This window comes from Enterobacter sp. PL_is379 (genome assembly GCF_055817355.1).
Map to the genome: position 1 here is coordinate 425914 of NZ_JBVPGT010000033.1, position 18643 is coordinate 444556.

Sequence of the window (18643 nt, forward strand, 5' to 3'; positions counted from 1 at the left end):
ATAAGGTTTTCTATGACACAACAGCCACAAGCCAAATACCGCCACGACTACCGTGCGCCGGATTATCTGATTAGCGAAATCGATCTGACTTTTGACCTGGATGCCACTAAAACCGTTGTCACGGCGGTGAGTCAGGTGACGCGCCACAGCGCAACTGCGGTGCCGCTGCGTCTGGATGGCGAAGACCTGACGCTGGTCTCCCTGCAGATTAATGATGAAGCCTGGTCAGACTATAAAGAAGAAAACAACCAGCTGGTCATCGACAACCTGCCGGAACAGTTTACGCTGCGCATCGTGAATGAAATCAGCCCGGCTGCCAACACCGCGCTGGAAGGGCTTTATCAGTCAGGCGTGGCGCTGTGTACCCAGTGTGAAGCGGAAGGGTTCCGCCACATTACGTGGTATCTCGACCGTCCGGACGTCCTGGCGCGCTTCACCACCAAAATCATCGCCGATAAAACCCTTTATCCCTTCCTGCTCTCCAACGGTAACCGCGTAGGTGAAGGCGAGCTGGAGAATGGCCGTCACTGGGTACAGTGGCAGGATCCCTTCCCGAAACCGTGCTACCTGTTTGCGCTGGTGGCGGGGGACTTCGACGTGCTGCGTGACACCTTCAAAACGCGCTCAGGCCGCGAAGTGGCGCTGGAGCTGTTTGTTGACCGCGGCAACCTTGACCGCGCGCCGTGGGCGATGACTTCCCTCATCAACTCCATGAAGTGGGACGAGGAGCGCTTCGGCCTCGAATATGACCTCGACATCTATATGATCGTCGCCGTCGATTTCTTCAACATGGGCGCAATGGAGAATAAAGGCCTGAACGTCTTTAACTCCAAATACGTTCTGGCGCGTACCGATACCGCAACGGACAAAGACTACCTCGATATCGAACGCGTCATCGGCCACGAATATTTTCACAACTGGACCGGCAACCGCGTCACCTGCCGCGACTGGTTCCAGCTCAGCCTGAAAGAGGGCCTGACCGTCTTCCGTGACCAGGAGTTCAGCTCCGATCTGGGTTCACGCGCGGTAAACCGCATCAACAACGTGCGTACCATGCGCGGCCTGCAGTTTGCGGAAGATGCCAGCCCAATGGCGCACCCGATCCGTCCGGATAAAGTCATCGAGATGAACAACTTCTACACCCTGACGGTGTACGAGAAGGGCGCCGAAATTATCCGCATGATCCACACCCTGCTGGGGGAAGAGAACTTCCAGAAAGGGATGCAGCTGTACTTTGAGCGTCATGACGGCAGCGCGGCCACCTGCGACGATTTTGTGCAGGCAATGGAAGATGCCTCTAATGTCGATCTCTCTCACTTCCGCCGCTGGTACAGCCAGGCCGGTACGCCGATTGTTACCGTCAAAGACGACTACAATCCGGAAACCGAGCAGTACACGCTGACCATCAGCCAGCGCACGCCGCCGACGGCAGAGCAGGAAGAGAAATACCCGCTGCATATTCCGTTCAGCATTGAGCTGTACGATAACGAAGGCAAAGTCATCCCGCTGCAGAAGGGCGGACACCCGGTACACCACGTGCTGAACGTGACCCAGGCCGAGCAGACCTTTATCTTCGATAACGTCTACTTCCAGCCGGTGCCTGCGCTGCTGTGTGAATTCTCCGCGCCGGTGAAGCTGGAGTACAAGTGGAGCGATCAGCAGCTGACGTTCCTGATGCGTCACGCGCGTAACGATTTCTCCCGCTGGGATGCGGCGCAAAGTCTGCTGGCGACCTACATCAAGCTCAACGTAAACCGCCATCAGCAGGGCCAGCCGCTGTCGCTGCCTGTTCACGTAGCTGACGCGTTCCGCGCGATCCTGCTGGATGAGAAGATTGACCCTGCATTGGCCGCTGAAATTCTGACCCTGCCGTCAGCGACTGAAATCGCCGAGTTGTTCGAGATTATCGATCCGATCGCGATCGTGGCGGTGCGTGAAGCGCTGACCCGTACGCTGGCTGCTGAACTGGCGGACGAGTTCCTCGCCATTTATAACGCCAACAAGCTTGACGCTTATCGCGTTGAGCACGCGGACATTGGTAAACGTTCTCTGCGCAACACCTGCCTGCGCTATCTGGCGTTTGGTGAAACCGAGCTGGCGAACACCCTGGTGAGCAAGCAGTATCACGAGGCGGATAACATGACCGACGCCCTGGCCGCGCTGGGCGCAAGCGTTGCCGCCGAACTGCCGTGCCGCGATGCGCTGATGCAGGAGTACGACGACAAGTGGCATCAGGATGGCCTGGTGATGGACAAGTGGTTCATCCTGCAGGCGACCAGCCCGGCGGCCGATGCACTCAGCAACGTACGCAGCCTGCTGAAGCATCGTTCTTTCACCCTGAGCAACCCAAACCGCGTGCGTTCGCTGATTGGCGCGTTTGCCAGCAGCAACCCGGCGGCGTTCCACGCCGAAGACGGTAGCGGTTATCAGTTCATGGTGGAAATGCTGACCGAGCTGAACAGCCGTAACCCGCAGGTGGCGTCGCGTCTGATTGAGCCGCTGATCCGTCTGAAGCGTTACGATGCGAAGCGTCAGGCGAAGATGCGTGCCGCGCTTGAGCAGCTGAAAGGGCTGGAAAATCTGTCTGGTGATTTGTACGAGAAGATCGCCAAAGCGTTAGCGTAAAATAAGTTAACCCTCCCTCTCCCCGTGGGAGAGGGCCGGGTGAGGGCATCAGGCATTAGCCTTAGCTCGCTGTAACTCTATGCTCCCGCGCTTCATCACTCGATCTAATACCTCAGCTTCGAGCTCCGCCAGTCTTGCTGAGCCCACGCGACGAGGCCGCGGAAGATCCACCGTCAGATCCAGACCTATTTTCCCGTCCTCTATTAACAGCACCCGGTCCGCCATCGCGACGGCTTCGCTCACGTCATGCGTCACCAGCAGTACCGTAAAACCGTGTGCCTGCCAGAGGGATCCAATCAAATCCTGCATTTCAATCCGCGTCAGGGCGTCGAGCGCGCCGAGCGGTTCATCAAGCAACAGCAGGCCAGGACGGTGAATCAACGCCCGCGCCAGCGCCACGCGCTGCTTCTGCCCACCCGAGAGGGCGGCAGGCCATTCATCGGCTCGATTTTCCAGCCCAACGGCGGCCAGCGCCTGGCGGGCTTCATCCCGCCAGCTGCCCTTAAGACCGAGCCCGACATTGTCGATAACCGTTTTCCACGGCAGCAGCCGCGCGTCCTGAAACATCATGCGGGTATCGTCCTGAATATTCGAAAGCGGCGTTGTTCCTGCCAGAATGTCGCCGCCGTTAGGGGCTTCCAGTCCGGCCAGCAGCCTTAGCAGGGTACTCTTGCCGCCGCCGCTGCGCCCGACAACGGCCACAAATTGTCCGGCGGGAATATGCAGATCCAGCCCGTTAAGAATGGTGTTTTCGCCGTAGCGTTTGGTCACGCCGTTCAGCAGTAACGGTGTTCCCTGGTTCAGTCGTGCAGTATTCATGCTTTCGCCTCCTGAAGGGTGTAGGCCGGGTTCCAGCGCAGCCAGCTGCGCTCCAGCCACTGGGCGCTAACGTCGGCGAGTTTGCCGAGCAGGGCATACAGAATGATGGCAACCACCACCACGTCCGTTTGCAGGAATTCGCGGGCGTTCATCGCCAGATAGCCAATGCCAGAGTTGGCCGAGATAGTCTCTGCTACAATCAGCGTCAGCCACATCAGGCCGAGCGCGAAACGCACCCCGACCATAATGGAGGGCAGGGCGCCCGGCAGGATCACGTGTATAAAGAGAGAAAAACCCGATAAGCCGTAGCTGCGCGCCATCTCCACCAGACCGCGATCGATATTGCGGATCCCGTGCCAGGTGTTGATGTAGATCGGGAACAATGTGCCCAGCGCCACGAGGAAGATCTTGGCGCTCTCATCAATCCCAAACCACAGGATAACCAGCGGGATCAGCGCCAGATGCGGCACGTTGCGCAGCATCTGAATTGAGGTATCCAGCAGCCGCTCGCCCCAGCGGGAAAGGCCACTGATCAGGCCCAGAACCAGACCGATACTGCCGCCGATGGAAAACCCAATCACGGCGCGCCAGGAGCTGATCGCCAGATGCTGCCACAGCTCGCCGCTCACGCTCAGCGACCAGAACGCTTCTACGACGCCCTCCGGGGAGGGCAGAATGCGGCTCGACAGCCAGCCGGTGGACGACGCGAGCTGCCAGAGTGCCACAATGCCGACGGGTAAAAACCACGGCGCGGCGCGCAGCAGCCATTTTTGTGAGGTGGCAGACATGGTCACTCCTTAGCTCTGCGCGGCTTTGCGTGGAATAAACTCGTTCGCCACGGCTTCACCCTGAAGCTGAAGCCGCTGCGGCTGTGGAATTTCCGGAATGGCGACATCCAGATGCGGGAATAACAGCTCGCCCACCTTGTACGCCTCTTCCAGATGCGGATAGCCGGAGAGAATAAAGCTGTCGATGCCCAGCTCGGCGTATTCATTAATTCGCGCGGCCACGGTGGGGCCGTCGCCAACCAGCGCCGTACCCGCACCGCCGCGCACCAGACCGACGCCTGCCCACAGGTTCGGGCTGATCTCCAGGTTCTCGCGCTTGCCGTTGTGCAGGGACGCCATTCGGTGCTGCCCGACGGAGTCGGTTTTGGCAAATGCGGCCTGGGCTCTGGCGATCGTTTCATCATCCAGATGCGAAATCAGGCGGTCCGCCGCCTGCCAGGCTTCTTCATTGGTTTCGCGAACAATCACATGCAGGCGAATGCCGAAGCGCACCTTGCGGCCATGGGCGGCCGCCTTAGCGCGGACCTGGGCAATTTTTTCTTTCACCAGCGCAGGCGGTTCGCCCCAGGTCAGATAGAGATCGACCTGCTCTGCCGCCAGATCCTGAGCCACATCCGACGATCCGCCAAAATAGAGCGGCGGGCGCGGCTGCTGCACCGGCGGGAAGTAGAGTTTCGCGTCACGAACGTGGATATGCTTGCCTTCAAAGGTAACGGTTTCACCTTCCAGCAGACGTCGCCAGACGCGGGTGAACTCGGCGGAGGCTTCATAGCGCTCGGTATGGTCGAGAAATACCCCATCGCCCGCCAGCTCCTGCGGATCGCTGCCCGTCACCAGGTTAAACAGGGCGCGGCCGTTGGACAGTCTGTCCAGCGTTGCCGCCTGACGCGCCGCCACGGTGGGGGAGACGACGCTCGGGCGTAACGCAACCAGGAACTTCAGACGCTGGGTGACCGGGATCATCGACGCGGCCACGAGCCAGGCATCTTCACATGAACGTCCGGTCGGGATCAGCACCCCGGTGAAACCGATTCGGTCTGCTGCCTGAGCAATCTGCTGCAGGTAGCCGTGGTCAACCGGGCGCGAACCCTCTTCTGTACCAAGATAGTGTCCATCACCGTGGGTGGGTAAAAACCAGAAAAGATTCAGACTCATGATTTAGCTCCTTCTTTGCCTGCGGGCTGCCAGATGCGTTCGCGAATAGTGACCTGTTTCGGCACCAGGTGGTTTTGATAGAAAAGGTCAGCCGTTTGTTGCTGAAGCGCGGCGACGTGGGCGTCCACGGGCGTGATGGTGGTCGGTGGACGGTGGTTGAGATAGCTCGCGATCACCGGTTCAGGTAAGCCCATGGTTTTCGCCAGCAGGGTAATGCTCTCCTGGCGCTGGGTCTGGGTCAGCGCATCGGCCTGGGTAAAGGTATCCAGTACGCCCTGAATAAATGCGCCGTTCTTTTCCGCATAAGGACGCGCGGCCAGATAGAACGAACCGGTCTGCTTCAGCGTGGTGCCGTCTTTCAGCACGCGAACGCCGCCCTGCAGCAATGCGGCGGAGTAGTACGGATCCCAGATGGCCCAGGCATCAACGTTCTTCTGCTGGAACGCGGCGCGCGCGTCGGCAGGCGTCAGGTAAACAGGTTGAATGTCAGTGAACTTGAGTCCGGCTTCTTGCAGGGCACGCAGCAGCAGGTTGTGTGAGCTGGAACCCTTCTGGAATGCGACCTTATGCCCTTTAAGATCGGCGACGCTTTTGATATCGCTGTTTTCAGGCACCAGGATCACCTCGGCCTTCGGCTTGGGCGGCTCAACGCCAACATAGACGAGATCCGCTCCCGCCGCCTGGGCGAATATCGGCGGAATATCACCCGTACTGCCGAGATCGATACTGCCGACGTTCAGGGCCTCCAGCATCTGCGGGCCAGCCGGGAACTCCACCCAGGAGAATTTGGTGTCCGGGAAGCGTTTTTCCAGAAGCTGGTGGCTTTTCGCCAGCACCATGCTGACGCTGCCTTTCTGATAGCCAATGCGTAAACTTTCCGGAGCCGTTTCTGCGGCATGGGCCAGCGAGGAAAGCGCCATCAGACCTGCCAGGCCGATACGGGTTAATGTTTTAAACATGTGCGACTCCTTGAGCCTGACCAAACGCCGGCGCCTGGATATCCCTGCGGTGCAGAGCATGCCAGAAGGTTTCCAGGGCAGTATCGAGGCGGGTTTGCAGGTTCGGCGTAAAATGAGGTTTATGTTGATAATCGATAACCTGGGAGTCATCGGCGAAAACGCCGTGGAGGATCTCCTGCGCTTTCAGCGCGTTCAGCACCGGCTTCAGGGCATAATCCACGGCCAGTAGATGGGCAACCGTACCGCCCGTTGCCAGCGGCAGTACGACTTTGCCGTCCAGGGCACGTTCCGGAAGCAGATCGAGCAGGGTTTTCAGCGCCCCGGAAAAAGAGGCTTTATAAATGGGCGTTGCCACAATTAGGCCGTCAGCGCCGTTAAGCTGCTCGATGAGCGTTTTAAGCGCAGGGCTGTCGAAACGGGCATAAAGCAGATCTTCAGGTTCGAAGTTATGCAGGTTCCAGTGGCACACTTCCACATCCAGGGCATTGAGTTTTTCGCGGGCATATTCCAGCAGGGCGCTGGAGCGCGAAGGGAATCGTGGACTTCCGGCCAGGGTAATGACGCGCATACTTCCTCCTTATAACTAATTGTTTGCTTTTATCTAACATTCATAACAATTTTCAGGAGTGTGACACCGCGCGGTTATTCCACTAAATGATTTATCTGCAATTAAAATGCGAAAAAGTGCATAAGAAATAGACAGGGAGGTAAACGATTGCGTTTTACGCTGATTTTTTGCCGCAGGTCAATTCCCTTTCGCGCGTGGATCGCCCATAATCCCCTCCCGGTTTGCACACCGGGAATCCAGGAGAGTTCATGTACTACCCCTTCGTTCGTAAAGCTCTTTTCCAGCTCGACCCTGAGCGCGCTCATGAATTTACAATGCAGCAATTACGTCGTATTACCGGAACGCCGCTGGCCGCGCTGGTGCGTCAGAATGTCCCGGTAAAACCTGTGCAGTGCATGGGTCTGACCTTTAAAAACCCGCTGGGTCTGGCGGCTGGTCTGGACAAAAATGGCGAGTGTATTGATGCCCTGGGCGCGATGGGCTTTGGCTCTATTGAAATCGGGACCGTCACGCCGCGCCCGCAGCCGGGAAATGACAAGCCGCGCCTGTTCCGCCTGGTTGAAGCCGAAGGGCTGATCAACCGCATGGGCTTTAATAACCTTGGCGTTGATCACCTTGTTGAGAACGTTAAAAAAGCCCACTTTGACGGAATTCTGGGCATCAATATCGGCAAAAATAAAGACACACCGGTCGAGCAGGGTAAAGATGACTATCTGATTTGTATGGAAAAAGTCTACGCCTATGCCGGTTATATTGCGGTGAATATTTCTTCACCCAATACTCCGGGGTTGCGCTCCTTACAATATGGCGAAGCGCTGGACGATCTTCTGAGCGCCATTAAAAATAAGCAAAATGAACTCCAGACGGTCCACCATAAATATGTTCCGGTCGCGGTTAAGATCGCCCCGGATCTTTCTGTCGAAGAATTGATCCAGGTTGCCGACAGTTTAGTTCGCCATAATATTGATGGTGTGATTGCAACCAATACCACCCTCGATCGCTCCCTCGTGCAGGGAATGAAAAACTGTGACGAAGCGGGTGGGTTAAGCGGACGTCCGGTACAATTAAAAAGCACCGAGATTATTCGCGCCCTGTCTGCGGAATTAAAAGGACGCCTGCCGATTATTGGCGTCGGTGGCATCGACTCCGTGATTGCTGCGCGCGAGAAGATGGCGGCGGGTGCGTCACTGGTGCAAATCTATTCCGGCTTTATTTTTAAAGGACCACCGCTGATTAAAGAAATCGTTACTCATATCTAATCTTTTCTCTTAATCAGACAACCAGGGCTTTATTTCCAGCCCTGGTTGTTTTATATTCCGTCACTGTTGCTTATTTAGACATTATAGTCTTTTATTAATGGTGTTATAAACGAAGCGGCGATCAGGACATTTTTAGTACAGGACGTTTCGGGGACGGGAGAGAAACATGCGAATTAAACCTGACGATAACTGGCGCTGGTATTTTTGCGACGAGCATGATCGAATGATGCTCGATTTAGCCAATGGCATGTTGTTTCGCTCTCGTTTCGCCCGCCGAATGTTAACCCCGGACGCGTTTTCCCCGTCGGGCTTTTGCGTTGACGATGCGGCGCTTTATTTCTCTTTCGAAGAAAAATGCCGCGATCTGGTGCTTTCTAAAGAGCAGCGTGCCGAGCTGGTATTAAATGCGCTGGTGGCTATCCGCTTCCTGAAACCGCAAATGCCGAAAAGCTGGCATTTCCTGCCGCACGGTATGAACTGGACCCCGGCAACGGGTGACGCGGCGAGCGTCAATCTGAGCGATACCGCAGAAGAGGTAAGCCTGCTGGTGGTTGAGCCTGGTGAAAATGCTGCGCTCTGCCTGCTGGCCCAGCCCGGCGTAACCATTGCCGGGCGGACGATGCAGCTTGGCGATGCCATTAAAGTGATGAACGACAGGCTGAAGCCACAGCTGCGCGTAGATTCTTTCAGCCTCGAACAGGCGGTTTAAGCTTCCAGCTGTACGGACGTTTTCGGTATGCAGCTACAGCACAGAATTGTGCCATCATTTCCAATTGCCGATTTTTTCAACGCACTTACTTCGCCATCCACCAGCCTGATGCGGCAGCATCCGCAAATGCCTGCGCGACAGGAATAGGGGACGCGAATACCTGCCTGCTCCAGTTGCTCCAGTAATACCTGCTGGTTGTTGCCACGGATGACGTTGCCCTGCCAGTGAATATCTACCCCAGAGGCGACATTCGTCACAACGTCGACCATTTCTTCTTCCTGACCTGAGCCGTACACTCTTGCAGGCCCTCGGGCAAGGATCTCTACCTCATCACCGACGCGGATTGCACCGCTGGAGCGCGGGATCAGGTTCTGGCCGAAATCCACATCGCCGTTGTCCTGCGCGGTGCGGAATGACTGCAGCGTCTTCAGCGGTTCGCCGGAAGGGTGCTTCTGGCCTTTCTCCGGGCTCACCGTGGTGAAAATGCAGCGGCTACAGGGTTTTACGACATCAAAGATGACGCTGCCAATGCGGATCACTTTCCAGGTGTCTTCGTCCCAGGCGTCAACACCGGTCACCACCAGGTTCGGACGAAACTGTTCCATCTGAACGCTGGCTTTGCAGCGGCGTTGTAAATCACGCAGCGAGGCTTCGTTAGTCAGCAGGAACGGGAAGCCATCGGCGAAGGAGAGGGGAACGGCGTCGTGGCGCTTCACGCGACGCGTCAGCTCAGGCCCAACCCAGCGCAGCTGCACGTCACGGGAAAAGAAGCCGCTCAGCCAGCGGTTAATCTCATCCGGGGCGATGCGCGCGGTAAAATGGTTACCCCACACTTCCGTTGGCGCATCGACGGGCGCAAAATCCGCAAAGCGAATCACCGCGCTGGAACCGTCCGGCGCGGTAAGGTGCAAACCGTCGTGAAGCGGGGAAGGGGTAAAGCGAACCATCTGCGGGAACTGGCGTGCGGTAATAAACGTGCCGTCAGGCTCGGTGACCATAAAAATACGATCGAAGGCGAATCCGCTCATGTCGGCCAGCGCGTGAGAGACGCCGATTCCGCGCATGGATTTCACCGGATGAATAAAAAGCCTGGATAACGTCGCCACTGCACACTCCCACAAATGAAAATAAGCCTTCAACTTTATGACATACACGCCATATTAGCTATAATGCGCGACAATTTTCTAAGAGTAAAAGTGACGATATGAATTCTCTGTTTGCCAGTACGGCCCGTGGGCTGGAAGAGCTGTTAAAAACTGAACTGGAAAGCCTGGGCGCACAAGAGTGCCAGGTGGTTCAGGGTGGTGTCCATTTTGAGGGCGACACGCGGCTTATTTACCAGAGCCTGATGTGGAGTCGCCTGGCGTCGCGCATCATGCTGCCGATGAAGGAGTGCAAGGTTTATAGCGACCTTGACCTCTATACCGGCGTACAGATGATCGACTGGACAGAGATCTTCACCCCGAATGCCACCTTTGCGGTGCATTTCAACGGCGTGAACGACGAGATCCGCAACAGCCAGTACGGTGCCCTGCGCGTAAAAGACGCCATTGTGGACTGCTTCACGCGTAAAAATAAGGAACGTCCGAACGTCGATCGTGAAAACCCCGATCTGCGTATTAACGTCTGGCTGAACGGTGACACGGCGAGCATCTCTCTCGATCTAAGCGGTGCAGGTCTGCATCTGCGCGGCTACCGCGATCGTACCGGTATGGCGCCAATTAAAGAAACGCTGGCGGCTGCCATTGTCATGCGCTCCGGCTGGCAGCCGGGCACGCCGCTGCTCGATCCGATGTGTGGTTCCGGTACGTTGCTGATTGAGGCGGCCATGCTGGCAACCGATCGCGCGCCGGGCCTGCATCGCGGTCACTGGGGCTTTAAAGGCTGGGCACAGCACGATGAAGCGCTCTGGAAAGAGGTCAAAGACGACGCGCAAACCCGCGCACGCAAAGGCCTGGCAGAGTACACCTCCCACTTTTATGGTTCGGACAGCGACCCGCGCGTCATTGAACGCGCGCGCAGCAACGCCCGTCGCGCTGGTATCGGCGAGCTGGTCACCTTCGAAGTGAAAGACGTGGCGAACCTGACCAACCCGTTGCCAAAAGGCCCGTACGGTACCGTGATCAGCAACCCGCCATACGGCGAGCGTCTGGACAGCGAGCCTGCGCTGATTGCCCTGCACAGCCTGCTGGGCCGCAATATGAAGGACCACTTCGGCGGCTGGAACCTGTCTCTGTTTAGCGCCTCGCCGGAGCTGCTGAGCTGCCTCCAGCTGCGCGCCGATCGCCAGTTTAAGGCCAAAAACGGCCCGCTGGACTGCGTGCAGAAGAACTACCATCTGGCGGAGAAAGCGGCCGACAGCAAGCCGTCCGGCGTGGCGGAAGATTACGCCAACCGCCTTCGCAAAAACCTGAAGAAATTTGAGAAGTGGGCGAAGCAGGAGGGCATTGAATGCTATCGCCTGTACGATGCCGACCTGCCGGAATACAACGTGGCGGTTGACCGCTACGCGGACTGGGTGGTGATTCAGGAATATGCGCCACCGAAAACCATTGATGCGCAAAAAGCGCGTCAGCGCATGCTGGACGTCATTGCCGCCACCATCGCCGTGCTCGGCATTGCGCCGAACAAGCTGGTGCTGAAAACCCGCGAGCGTCAGAAAGGAAAAAATCAGTATCAGAAGATGGGCGAGAAGGGCGACTTTATCGAAGTGAGCGAATACAACGCGCGCCTGTGGGTCAACCTGACCGACTATCTGGATACCGGTCTGTTCCTCGACCACCGTATCGCCCGACGCATGCTGGGCCAGATGAGTAAAGGCAAAGATTTCCTCAACCTGTTCTCCTATACCGGCAGCGCCAGCGTGCATGCGGGTCTGGGCGGGGCGCGGAGCACCACCACGGTGGATATGTCCCGCACCTATCTGGAATGGGCGGAGCGCAACCTTCGTCTTAACGGCTTAACCGGACGTCAGCATCGCCTGATGCAGGCTGACGTGCTGGGCTGGCTGCGCGACACCGACGAGCAGTTTGACCTGATCTTTATCGATCCGCCGACCTTCTCCAACTCCAAGCGTATGGAAGATAGCTTTGATGTACAACGCGATCACCTGCGCCTGATGACCGACCTGAAGCGCCTGCTGCGCAAAGGCGGCACCATTATGTTCTCGAACAACAAACGCGGCTTCCGTATGGATCATGACGGCTTAGCAGCCCTGGGACTGAAAGCACAAGAAATCAGCCAAAAAACGCTGTCTCAGGACTTTGCCCGTAACCGTCAAATCCATAACTGCTGGTTGATTACCGCGGTCTGAAAGGAAAAATAAATGTCTTTAATTAGTATGCACGGCGCGTGGCTCTCTTTCAGCGACTCACCGCTTCTCGACAATGCAGAACTGCACATCGAAGATAACGAGCGCGTCTGTCTGGTGGGCCGTAACGGCGCGGGTAAATCCACGCTGATGAAAATCCTCAACCGTGAACAGGGTCTGGATGACGGGCGTATTGTTTACGAGCAGGATCTGATTGTCTCCCGCCTGCAGCAGGATCCACCGCGTCACGTGACCGGCAGCGTTTACGATTTCGTGGCGGAAGGGATCTCCGAGCAGGCTGAATACCTGAAGCGCTATCACGAGATTTCGCATCTGGTGATGACCGATCCGAGCGACAAAAACCTCAACGAACTGGCGAAAGTGCAGGAGATGCTCGATCACCACGGTCTGTGGCAGCTTGAAAACCGCATTAATGAAGTACTGGCGCAGCTCGGTCTGGAACCCGATATGGAACTGTCGGCGCTCTCCGGCGGCTGGCTGCGTAAAGCGGCTCTGGGCCGCGCGCTGGTCAGCGGGCCGAAGGTGCTGCTGCTGGACGAACCGACCAACCACCTGGATATCGAAGCGATTGACTGGCTGGAAGGTTTCCTGAAAACCTTCAGCGGCACCATCATCTTTATCTCGCATGACCGTTCGTTTATTCGCAACATGGCGACGCGCATTGTCGACCTCGACCGCGGCAAGCTGGTGACCTATCCCGGCGATTACGATACGTATCTGCTGGAGAAAGAAGAAAACCTGCGCGTGGAAGAATTGCAGAATGCCGAGTTCGACCGCAAGCTGGCGCAGGAAGAGGTCTGGATCCGCCAGGGCATCAAAGCCCGTCGTACCCGTAACGAAGGCCGCGTACGTGCCCTGAAGGCGATGCGTCGCGAGCGCAGTGAACGCCGTGAAGTGATGGGCAGCGCCAAAATGCAGGTGGAAGAGGCGTCCCGTTCCGGCAAGATTGTCTTCGAAATGGAAAACGTCAACTATCAGGTTGACGGTAAAGTGCTGGTGAACGATTTTTCCGCGCAGGTGCAGCGCGGCGATAAAATTGCGCTCATCGGCCCGAACGGCTGCGGTAAAACCACGCTGCTGAAACTGATGCTGGGCCAGCTGCAGGCCGACAGCGGACGTATTCACTGCGGGACCAAGCTGGAGGTCGCCTACTTCGACCAGCACCGCGCGGAGCTGGATCCGGACCGTACGGTGATGGACAACCTCGCCGAAGGTAAGCAGGAGGTGATGGTAAACGGTAAGCCGCGCCACGTGCTGGGCTACCTGCAGGACTTCCTGTTCCATCCGAAACGCGCCATGACGCCGGTGCGCGCGCTGTCCGGCGGTGAGCGAAATCGTCTGCTGCTGGCTCGCCTGTTCCTTAAGCCAAGCAACCTGCTGATCCTCGATGAACCGACGAACGACCTCGATGTCGAAACGCTGGAATTGCTCGAAGAACTGATTGACGGCTATCAGGGTACCGTGATGCTGGTCAGCCACGATCGCCAGTTCGTGGATAACACCGTGACCGAGTGCTGGATCTTCGAAGGTGAAGGGCGAATTGGGCAATACGTAGGCGGTTATCATGATGCAAAAGGGCAGCAATTGCAGTCTCTGGCGCAGAAACAGTCAAAGTCCAAAATAAGTTCTGAACCTGCTGTAACAAAAGCAGAAACTGTCAAGAAAACCTCGGCTAAACTAAGCTATAACCTGCAGCGCGAACTGGAGGGGCTACCGCAGCGTCTTGAAGAGCTGGAAGCCGCGCTTGAGGATTTGCAAAAACAGGTTGCTGATGCGTCATTCTTTACTCAATCGCATGACTATACTCAGAAAGTACTGTCAGAAATGTCCGCGGCTGAAAAAGCCCTGGAAGAAGCATTTGAGCGCTGGGAGTACCTTGAGTCTCTGAAAAACGGCGCATAAACAGGGATAACATATGTGTGACCAGCACCATGCCGACAGGCATATTTTATGCTCGCAATGCGATATGCTCGTGGCGTTGCCAGAGCTTGGTCACGGACATAAAGCCCTGTGTCCACGTTGCGGTGCGACGTTGACAACCGAGTGGGACGCGCCGCGGCAGCGTCCCACTGCTTATGCTTTGGCAGCATTGTTTATGCTGCTGCTCTCCAATCTCTTCCCCTTCATCTATATGAAGGTGGGGGGGATCACCAGCCAGGTAGATTTGCTTGAAATTCCGGGCGTGATGTTCTCGGAAGATTACGCCAGCCTGGGGACCTTTTTTCTCCTGTTTGTCCAGATAGTCCCGGCTTTTTGTCTGGTCGTCATCCTTTTGCTGGTGAACCGCGTCAGGATGCCGGCACCGCTGAAAATCCGACTGGCGCGTATCCTTTTTCAGCTCAAAAGCTGGGGGATGGCCGAGATCTTTCTGGCGGGGATTCTGGTCAGCTTCGTGAAGCTCATGGCATACGGCGACGTGGGGATTGGCAGCAGCTTTATTCCCTGGTGTCTGTACTGCGTTCTGCAGCTGCGCGCCTTCCAGTGCGTGGACAGGCGCTGGGCGTGGGACGATATCGCGCCAGCGCCGACGCTTGCACAGACGGTGAAGGTCGGCGTACCCGGTATTCGTCAGGGGCTGCGTTCTTGCCCATGCTGCACCGCCGTGCTGCCCGCCGATCTCGACGTTTGTCCGCGCTGCGAAACGAAAGGGCACGTACGCCGTAAAAATAGCCTTCAGTGGACGATGGCGCTGCTGGTCACATCCATCATGCTGTATCTGCCAGCCAATATTCTGCCGATCATGATCACCGATTTGCTCGGTGACAAAATGCCCTCGACGATCCTCGCCGGGGTGATACTGCTCTGGGGCGAAGGTTCTTATCCGGTCGCCGGCGTCATCTTTATCGCCAGTATTATGGTGCCCACCTTAAAAATGATTGCCATTGCCTGGCTCTGTTGGGATGCGAAAGGGCATGGAAAACGCGATAGCGAACGCATGCACCTGATTTATGAAGTGGTCGAGTTTGTCGGACGCTGGTCAATGATTGACGTGTTTGTCATCGCCGTTCTCTCTGCACTGGTGCGGATGGGCGGTTTGATGAGTATTTATCCCGCGATGGGGGCTTTAATGTTTGCACTGGTCGTGATTATGACCATGTTTGCGGCCATGACCTTCGACCCTCGTTTATCGTGGGATCGTGAGCCTGAATCAAGCCATGAGGAAGAGTAAGAGCATGGAAAATAAGAGTGGAGAGGCGAAAGTGCAGAAGGTCAAAAACTGGTCGCCGGTGTGGATTTTTCCCATCGTGACTGCGCTGATCGGTGCATGGATCCTGTTTTATCATTACAGCCATCAGGGACCGGAAGTCACGCTGATAACCACCAATGCCGAGGGGATTGAGGGCGGTAAAACGACTATCAAAAGCCGAAGCGTGGATGTGGGAGTGGTGGAAAGTGCAACCCTGACCGACGATTTAACCCATGTGGAGATCAAGGCGCGCCTTAATGCCGGCATGGAAAAACTGCTGCACGGCGATTCCGTTTTCTGGGTCGTTAAGCCGCAGGTGGGGCGTGAGGGAATCAGCGGCTTAGGGACGCTGCTTTCGGGCGCTTACATTGAGCTGCAGCCCGGCGCTAAGGGTAACCAGCCAGCCAAATACCAGCTCCTGGACTCACCGCCGCTTGCACCGCCTGATGCCAAGGGTATCCGCGTGATCCTCGACAGTAAAAAAGCAGGTCAGCTCACGGCGGGCGACCCGGTTCTGTTCCGCGGCTACCGGGTCGGGTCGGTTGAGAAAAGCACGTTTGATCCGCAGAAACGCGCGATCAGCTATCAGCTCTTTATCAATGCGCCAAACGATCGGCTGGTCACCAGCAATGTCCGTTTCTGGAAAGACAGCGGGATCGCGGTGGATCTGACCTCGGCAGGTATGCGCGTTGAAATGGGGTCGCTGACCACGCTGTTTGGCGGCGGCGTAAGTTTTGACGTGCCGGAAGGCCTGGATTTAGGGCAGCCGGTCGCAGAGAACACCGCTTTCCGTCTCTTTGACGATCAAAAAAGTATTCAGGATGCGCTCTATACCGATCACGTCGACTTCCTGATGTTCTTCAAAGATTCTGTCCGCGGTCTGCAGCCGGGGGCACCTGTTGAGTTCCGCGGTATTCGTCTCGGTACGGTTGGACAAGTTCCGTTCTTCGTCCCGGGCCTGAGCCAGATGCTGGATGATGACTATCGTATTCCGGTGCTGATCCGCATCGAACCGGAGCGTCTGCTAAACCAGATTGGCGAAAATCAGGATATTGCTGCCCATATCTCTCAACTGATGGAACGCGGCCTGCGTGGATCGTTGAAGACGGGTAACCTGGTGACCGGTGCGCTGTATGTGGATATGGACTTCTACCCGAAAGCGCCGCCGATTACCGGTATCCGTGAATTCGGTGGATATAAGATCATCCCAACGGTGAGTAGCGGCCTGGCGCAGATCCAGCAGCGTCTGATGGAGACGCTGGATAAGATCAACAATCTGCCACTGAATCCGATGATTGAAGCGGCGACGAACTCTTTGAGCGAAAGCCAGGCAACGATGCGTCGTCTGCAAACCACGCTGGATAACATCAACAAGATTACGGCGAGCCAGAGCATGCAGCAGCTTCCGCAGGACATGCAGAAAACGCTGCGTGAGCTGAACCGCAGTATGCAGGGCTTCCAGCCGGGTTCAGCGGCCTACAACAAGATGGTGGCAGATATGCAGCGTCTTGATCAGGTCTTACGTGAACTGCAGCCGGTGCTGAAAACGCTCAACGAGAAGAGCAATGCGCTAGTGTTCGAAGCGAAAGATAAAAAGGATCCTGAGCCGAAGAGGGCAAAAGAATGAAAAAGTGGCTATTGATGGTTGGTGCTCTGCTGTTAACGGCGTGCAGTTCAGGAGTAGATAATAAAAGCTACTATCAGCTGCCTGTGGCGACCCACAGCGGTGGGCAAAGCACGGCCAGTCAGGGAAACCGTCAGCTGTGGGTTGAGCAGGTTGCGGTGCCGGATTATCTGGCAGGAAACGGCGTGGTCTATCAGACCAGCGACGTTAAATACGTGATTGCGACGAACAACCTGTGGGCCAGCCCGTTGGATCAACAGCTGCGCAACACGCTGGTGGCCAATCTGGGCAGTCAGCTACCGGGTTGGGTTGTCGCGTCGCAGCCGTTGGGTAACGACCAGGATACGCTGAACGTCACCGTAACGGGCTTCCACGGCCGTTATGATGGTGCGGTGGTGATCAGCGGGGAGTGGTTGCTGAATCATCAGGGGCAGCTGATTAAGCGTCCTTTCCATCTGGAGCTCAAGCAGCAGAAAGATGGCTATGACGAAATGGTGAAAGTCCTGGCTCAGGGTTGGGCACAGGAGTCGGCCAGCATCGCGAGGGAAATCTCCCGGCTGCCATAAGTAAAATTCATCATCAAAAACCGCAGTTGGCCTCTCGCTGATTGCGGTTTTTTTTTCGTTTTCACTTCAGTTTGTTACTTGTGCTGCGTCACAATTTTTGTACAAATGAACTTCCAGGTAGCTCACAAATATGACACCCGTATGAATTTTGAACATTGACGATGGGGCTAATTCGGGGTATTCGTTATCTGTGCCTGTACATTGAGTGCAGACACTGTTTTCTTTCCACCAGACAAAAGAATGAGGGAAACGAGGCATGAAGAGACAGAAACGAGATCGCCTGGAACGGGCTCATCAACGTGGTTATCAGGCCGGCATCGCTGGACGTTCTAAAGAAATGTGTCCTTATCAGACGATAAATCAAAGGTCACAATGGCTTGGAGGTTGGCGAGAAGCCATCGGCGACAGGGCACTCATAGCCTGATAACGTCTCTTTCAAAAAAGAAACCTCCGCAATGCGGAGGTTTCGCCTTTCCGGGAGTGCGAAAAGCACGATCAGAACGCAGAAGTATCCTGGAACAGGCCAACTTTCAGGTCGCTTGCGCTATAGATCAGACGCCCGTCTACCAGCACTTCGCCATCTGCCAGGCCCATAATCAGGCGGCGGTTAACGATGCGCTTGAAGTGAATACGATAGGTCACTTTCTTCGCTGTAGGCAGAACCTGGCCAGTGAATTTGACTTCGCCCACGCCCAGTGCGCGGCCTTTACCTTCACCGCCCAGCCAGCCCAGATAGAAGCCAACCAGCTGCCACATCGCATCCAGGCCCAGACAGCCAGGCATTACCGGATCGCCAATAAAGTGGCAACCGAAGAACCACAGGTCCGGGTTGATATCGAGTTCTGCTTCTACGTAACCCTTATCGAAGTTGCCGCCGGTTTCGGTCATTTTCACGACACGGTCCATCATCAGCATGTTCGGGGCCGGTAACTGTGGGCCTTTCGCGCCAAACAGTTCACCGCGACCAGAGGCAAGAAGATCTTCTTTTGTATAGGATTCGCGTTTATCTACCATGTTCTCAGTAAGCCTTATTTTAGTGAAGGACGCAGGATA

At 56.3% G+C, this 18643-nt stretch carries 16 protein-coding genes; 9 read left to right on the forward strand and 7 right to left on the reverse strand.

Going from position 1 to position 18643, the window contains the following annotated elements; genetic code table 11:
* Positions 1 to 12: 12 nt before the first annotated feature.
* On the forward strand, positions 13 to 2625 hold the full coding sequence (gene pepN / locus AC0TOY_RS23305; protein WP_473722648.1) for an aminopeptidase N: 2613 nt from the start codon (positions 13 to 15) through the stop codon (positions 2623 to 2625).
* Between the two features lie 48 nt (positions 2626 to 2673).
* On the opposite strand, the gene ssuB is transcribed toward pepN, so the two are convergent.
* From ssuB to ssuE, 5 genes are read right to left on the reverse strand one after another with little or no spacing between them, the layout of a single operon-like run.
* A complete protein-coding gene (gene ssuB, locus AC0TOY_RS23310) occupies positions 2674 to 3444 on the reverse strand; it encodes an aliphatic sulfonates ABC transporter ATP-binding protein (RefSeq protein WP_024907778.1) in 771 nt (256 codons plus the stop codon).
* Positions 3441 to 4232 (reverse strand): aliphatic sulfonate ABC transporter permease SsuC, encoded by a 792-nt coding sequence (gene ssuC, locus AC0TOY_RS23315; RefSeq protein WP_023311016.1) that lies wholly within the window; start codon positions 4230 to 4232, stop codon positions 3441 to 3443. Before ssuC ends, ssuB begins: the two co-directional genes overlap by 4 nt.
* Before the next feature lie 9 nt (positions 4233 to 4241).
* The gene (ssuD, locus tag AC0TOY_RS23320; RefSeq protein ID WP_024907776.1) at positions 4242 to 5387 is read right to left on the reverse strand and encodes an FMNH2-dependent alkanesulfonate monooxygenase; all 1146 of its coding nucleotides are present in this window, start codon (positions 5385 to 5387) and stop codon (positions 4242 to 4244) included.
* Positions 5384 to 6346, reverse strand: a complete 963-nt coding sequence (locus tag AC0TOY_RS23325; protein WP_024907775.1) for a sulfonate ABC transporter substrate-binding protein — start codon at positions 6344 to 6346, stop codon at positions 5384 to 5386. Before AC0TOY_RS23325 ends, ssuD begins: the two co-directional genes overlap by 4 nt.
* Positions 6339 to 6914, reverse strand: coding sequence for an NADPH-dependent FMN reductase (gene ssuE / locus AC0TOY_RS23330; protein ID WP_024907774.1), 576 nt, complete (start codon positions 6912 to 6914; stop codon positions 6339 to 6341). The genes AC0TOY_RS23325 and ssuE overlap by 8 nt, the downstream gene beginning before the upstream one ends.
* A gap of 248 nt (positions 6915 to 7162) precedes the next feature.
* Between ssuE and pyrD the strand changes: the two genes are divergently transcribed.
* Together pyrD and zapC are read left to right on the forward strand one after the other, a co-directional pair.
* On the forward strand, positions 7163 to 8173 hold the full coding sequence (gene pyrD / locus AC0TOY_RS23335) for a quinone-dependent dihydroorotate dehydrogenase (protein ID WP_024907773.1): 1011 nt from the start codon (positions 7163 to 7165) through the stop codon (positions 8171 to 8173).
* A 166-nt stretch (positions 8174 to 8339) separates the two neighbouring features.
* Complete coding sequence (zapC, locus tag AC0TOY_RS23340) at positions 8340 to 8882, forward strand: cell division protein ZapC (RefSeq protein ID WP_024907772.1); 543 nt, start codon at positions 8340 to 8342, stop codon at positions 8880 to 8882.
* Here zapC and AC0TOY_RS23345 read toward each other — a convergent pair.
* Positions 8879 to 9988: a YcbX family protein gene (locus AC0TOY_RS23345; RefSeq protein WP_473722649.1), complete on the reverse strand. Its 1110-nt coding sequence runs from the start codon at positions 9986 to 9988 to the stop codon at positions 8879 to 8881. The genes zapC and AC0TOY_RS23345 overlap by 4 nt on opposite strands.
* A gap of 98 nt (positions 9989 to 10086) precedes the next feature.
* Here AC0TOY_RS23345 and rlmKL point away from each other — a divergent pair, with 98 nt between their 5' ends.
* The 6 genes from rlmKL to rmf all read left to right on the forward strand — a co-directional run bounded on the left by rlmKL (position 10087) and on the right by rmf (position 18014).
* Positions 10087 to 12195: a bifunctional 23S rRNA (guanine(2069)-N(7))-methyltransferase RlmK/23S rRNA (guanine(2445)-N(2))-methyltransferase RlmL gene (gene rlmKL, locus AC0TOY_RS23350; protein WP_148769586.1), complete on the forward strand. Its 2109-nt coding sequence runs from the start codon at positions 10087 to 10089 to the stop codon at positions 12193 to 12195.
* A gap of 12 nt (positions 12196 to 12207) precedes the next feature.
* Positions 12208 to 14115, forward strand: a complete 1908-nt coding sequence (locus AC0TOY_RS23355; protein ID WP_024907770.1) for an ABC transporter ATP-binding protein — start codon at positions 12208 to 12210, stop codon at positions 14113 to 14115.
* A gap of 13 nt (positions 14116 to 14128) precedes the next feature.
* The gene (pqiA, locus tag AC0TOY_RS23360; RefSeq protein WP_024907769.1) at positions 14129 to 15382 is read left to right on the forward strand and encodes a membrane integrity-associated transporter subunit PqiA; all 1254 of its coding nucleotides are present in this window, start codon (positions 14129 to 14131) and stop codon (positions 15380 to 15382) included.
* 4 nt (positions 15383 to 15386) lie between these two features.
* On the forward strand, positions 15387 to 17027 hold the full coding sequence (gene pqiB / locus AC0TOY_RS23365; RefSeq protein WP_061715628.1) for an intermembrane transport protein PqiB: 1641 nt from the start codon (positions 15387 to 15389) through the stop codon (positions 17025 to 17027).
* Entirely contained in the window at positions 17024 to 17590 is a 567-nt protein-coding gene (gene pqiC / locus AC0TOY_RS23370; protein WP_024907767.1) for a membrane integrity-associated transporter subunit PqiC, read from the forward strand. Before pqiB ends, pqiC begins: the two co-directional genes overlap by 4 nt.
* 256 nt (positions 17591 to 17846) lie before the next feature.
* The gene (gene rmf / locus AC0TOY_RS23375; RefSeq protein WP_013097261.1) at positions 17847 to 18014 is read left to right on the forward strand and encodes a ribosome modulation factor; all 168 of its coding nucleotides are present in this window, start codon (positions 17847 to 17849) and stop codon (positions 18012 to 18014) included.
* 71 nt (positions 18015 to 18085) lie between these two features.
* Here the strand turns inward: rmf and fabA are convergent, their stop codons facing one another.
* On the reverse strand, positions 18086 to 18604 hold the full coding sequence (fabA, locus tag AC0TOY_RS23380; protein ID WP_008499931.1) for a 3-hydroxyacyl-[acyl-carrier-protein] dehydratase FabA: 519 nt from the start codon (positions 18602 to 18604) through the stop codon (positions 18086 to 18088).
* Positions 18605 to 18643 lie beyond the last annotated feature (39 nt).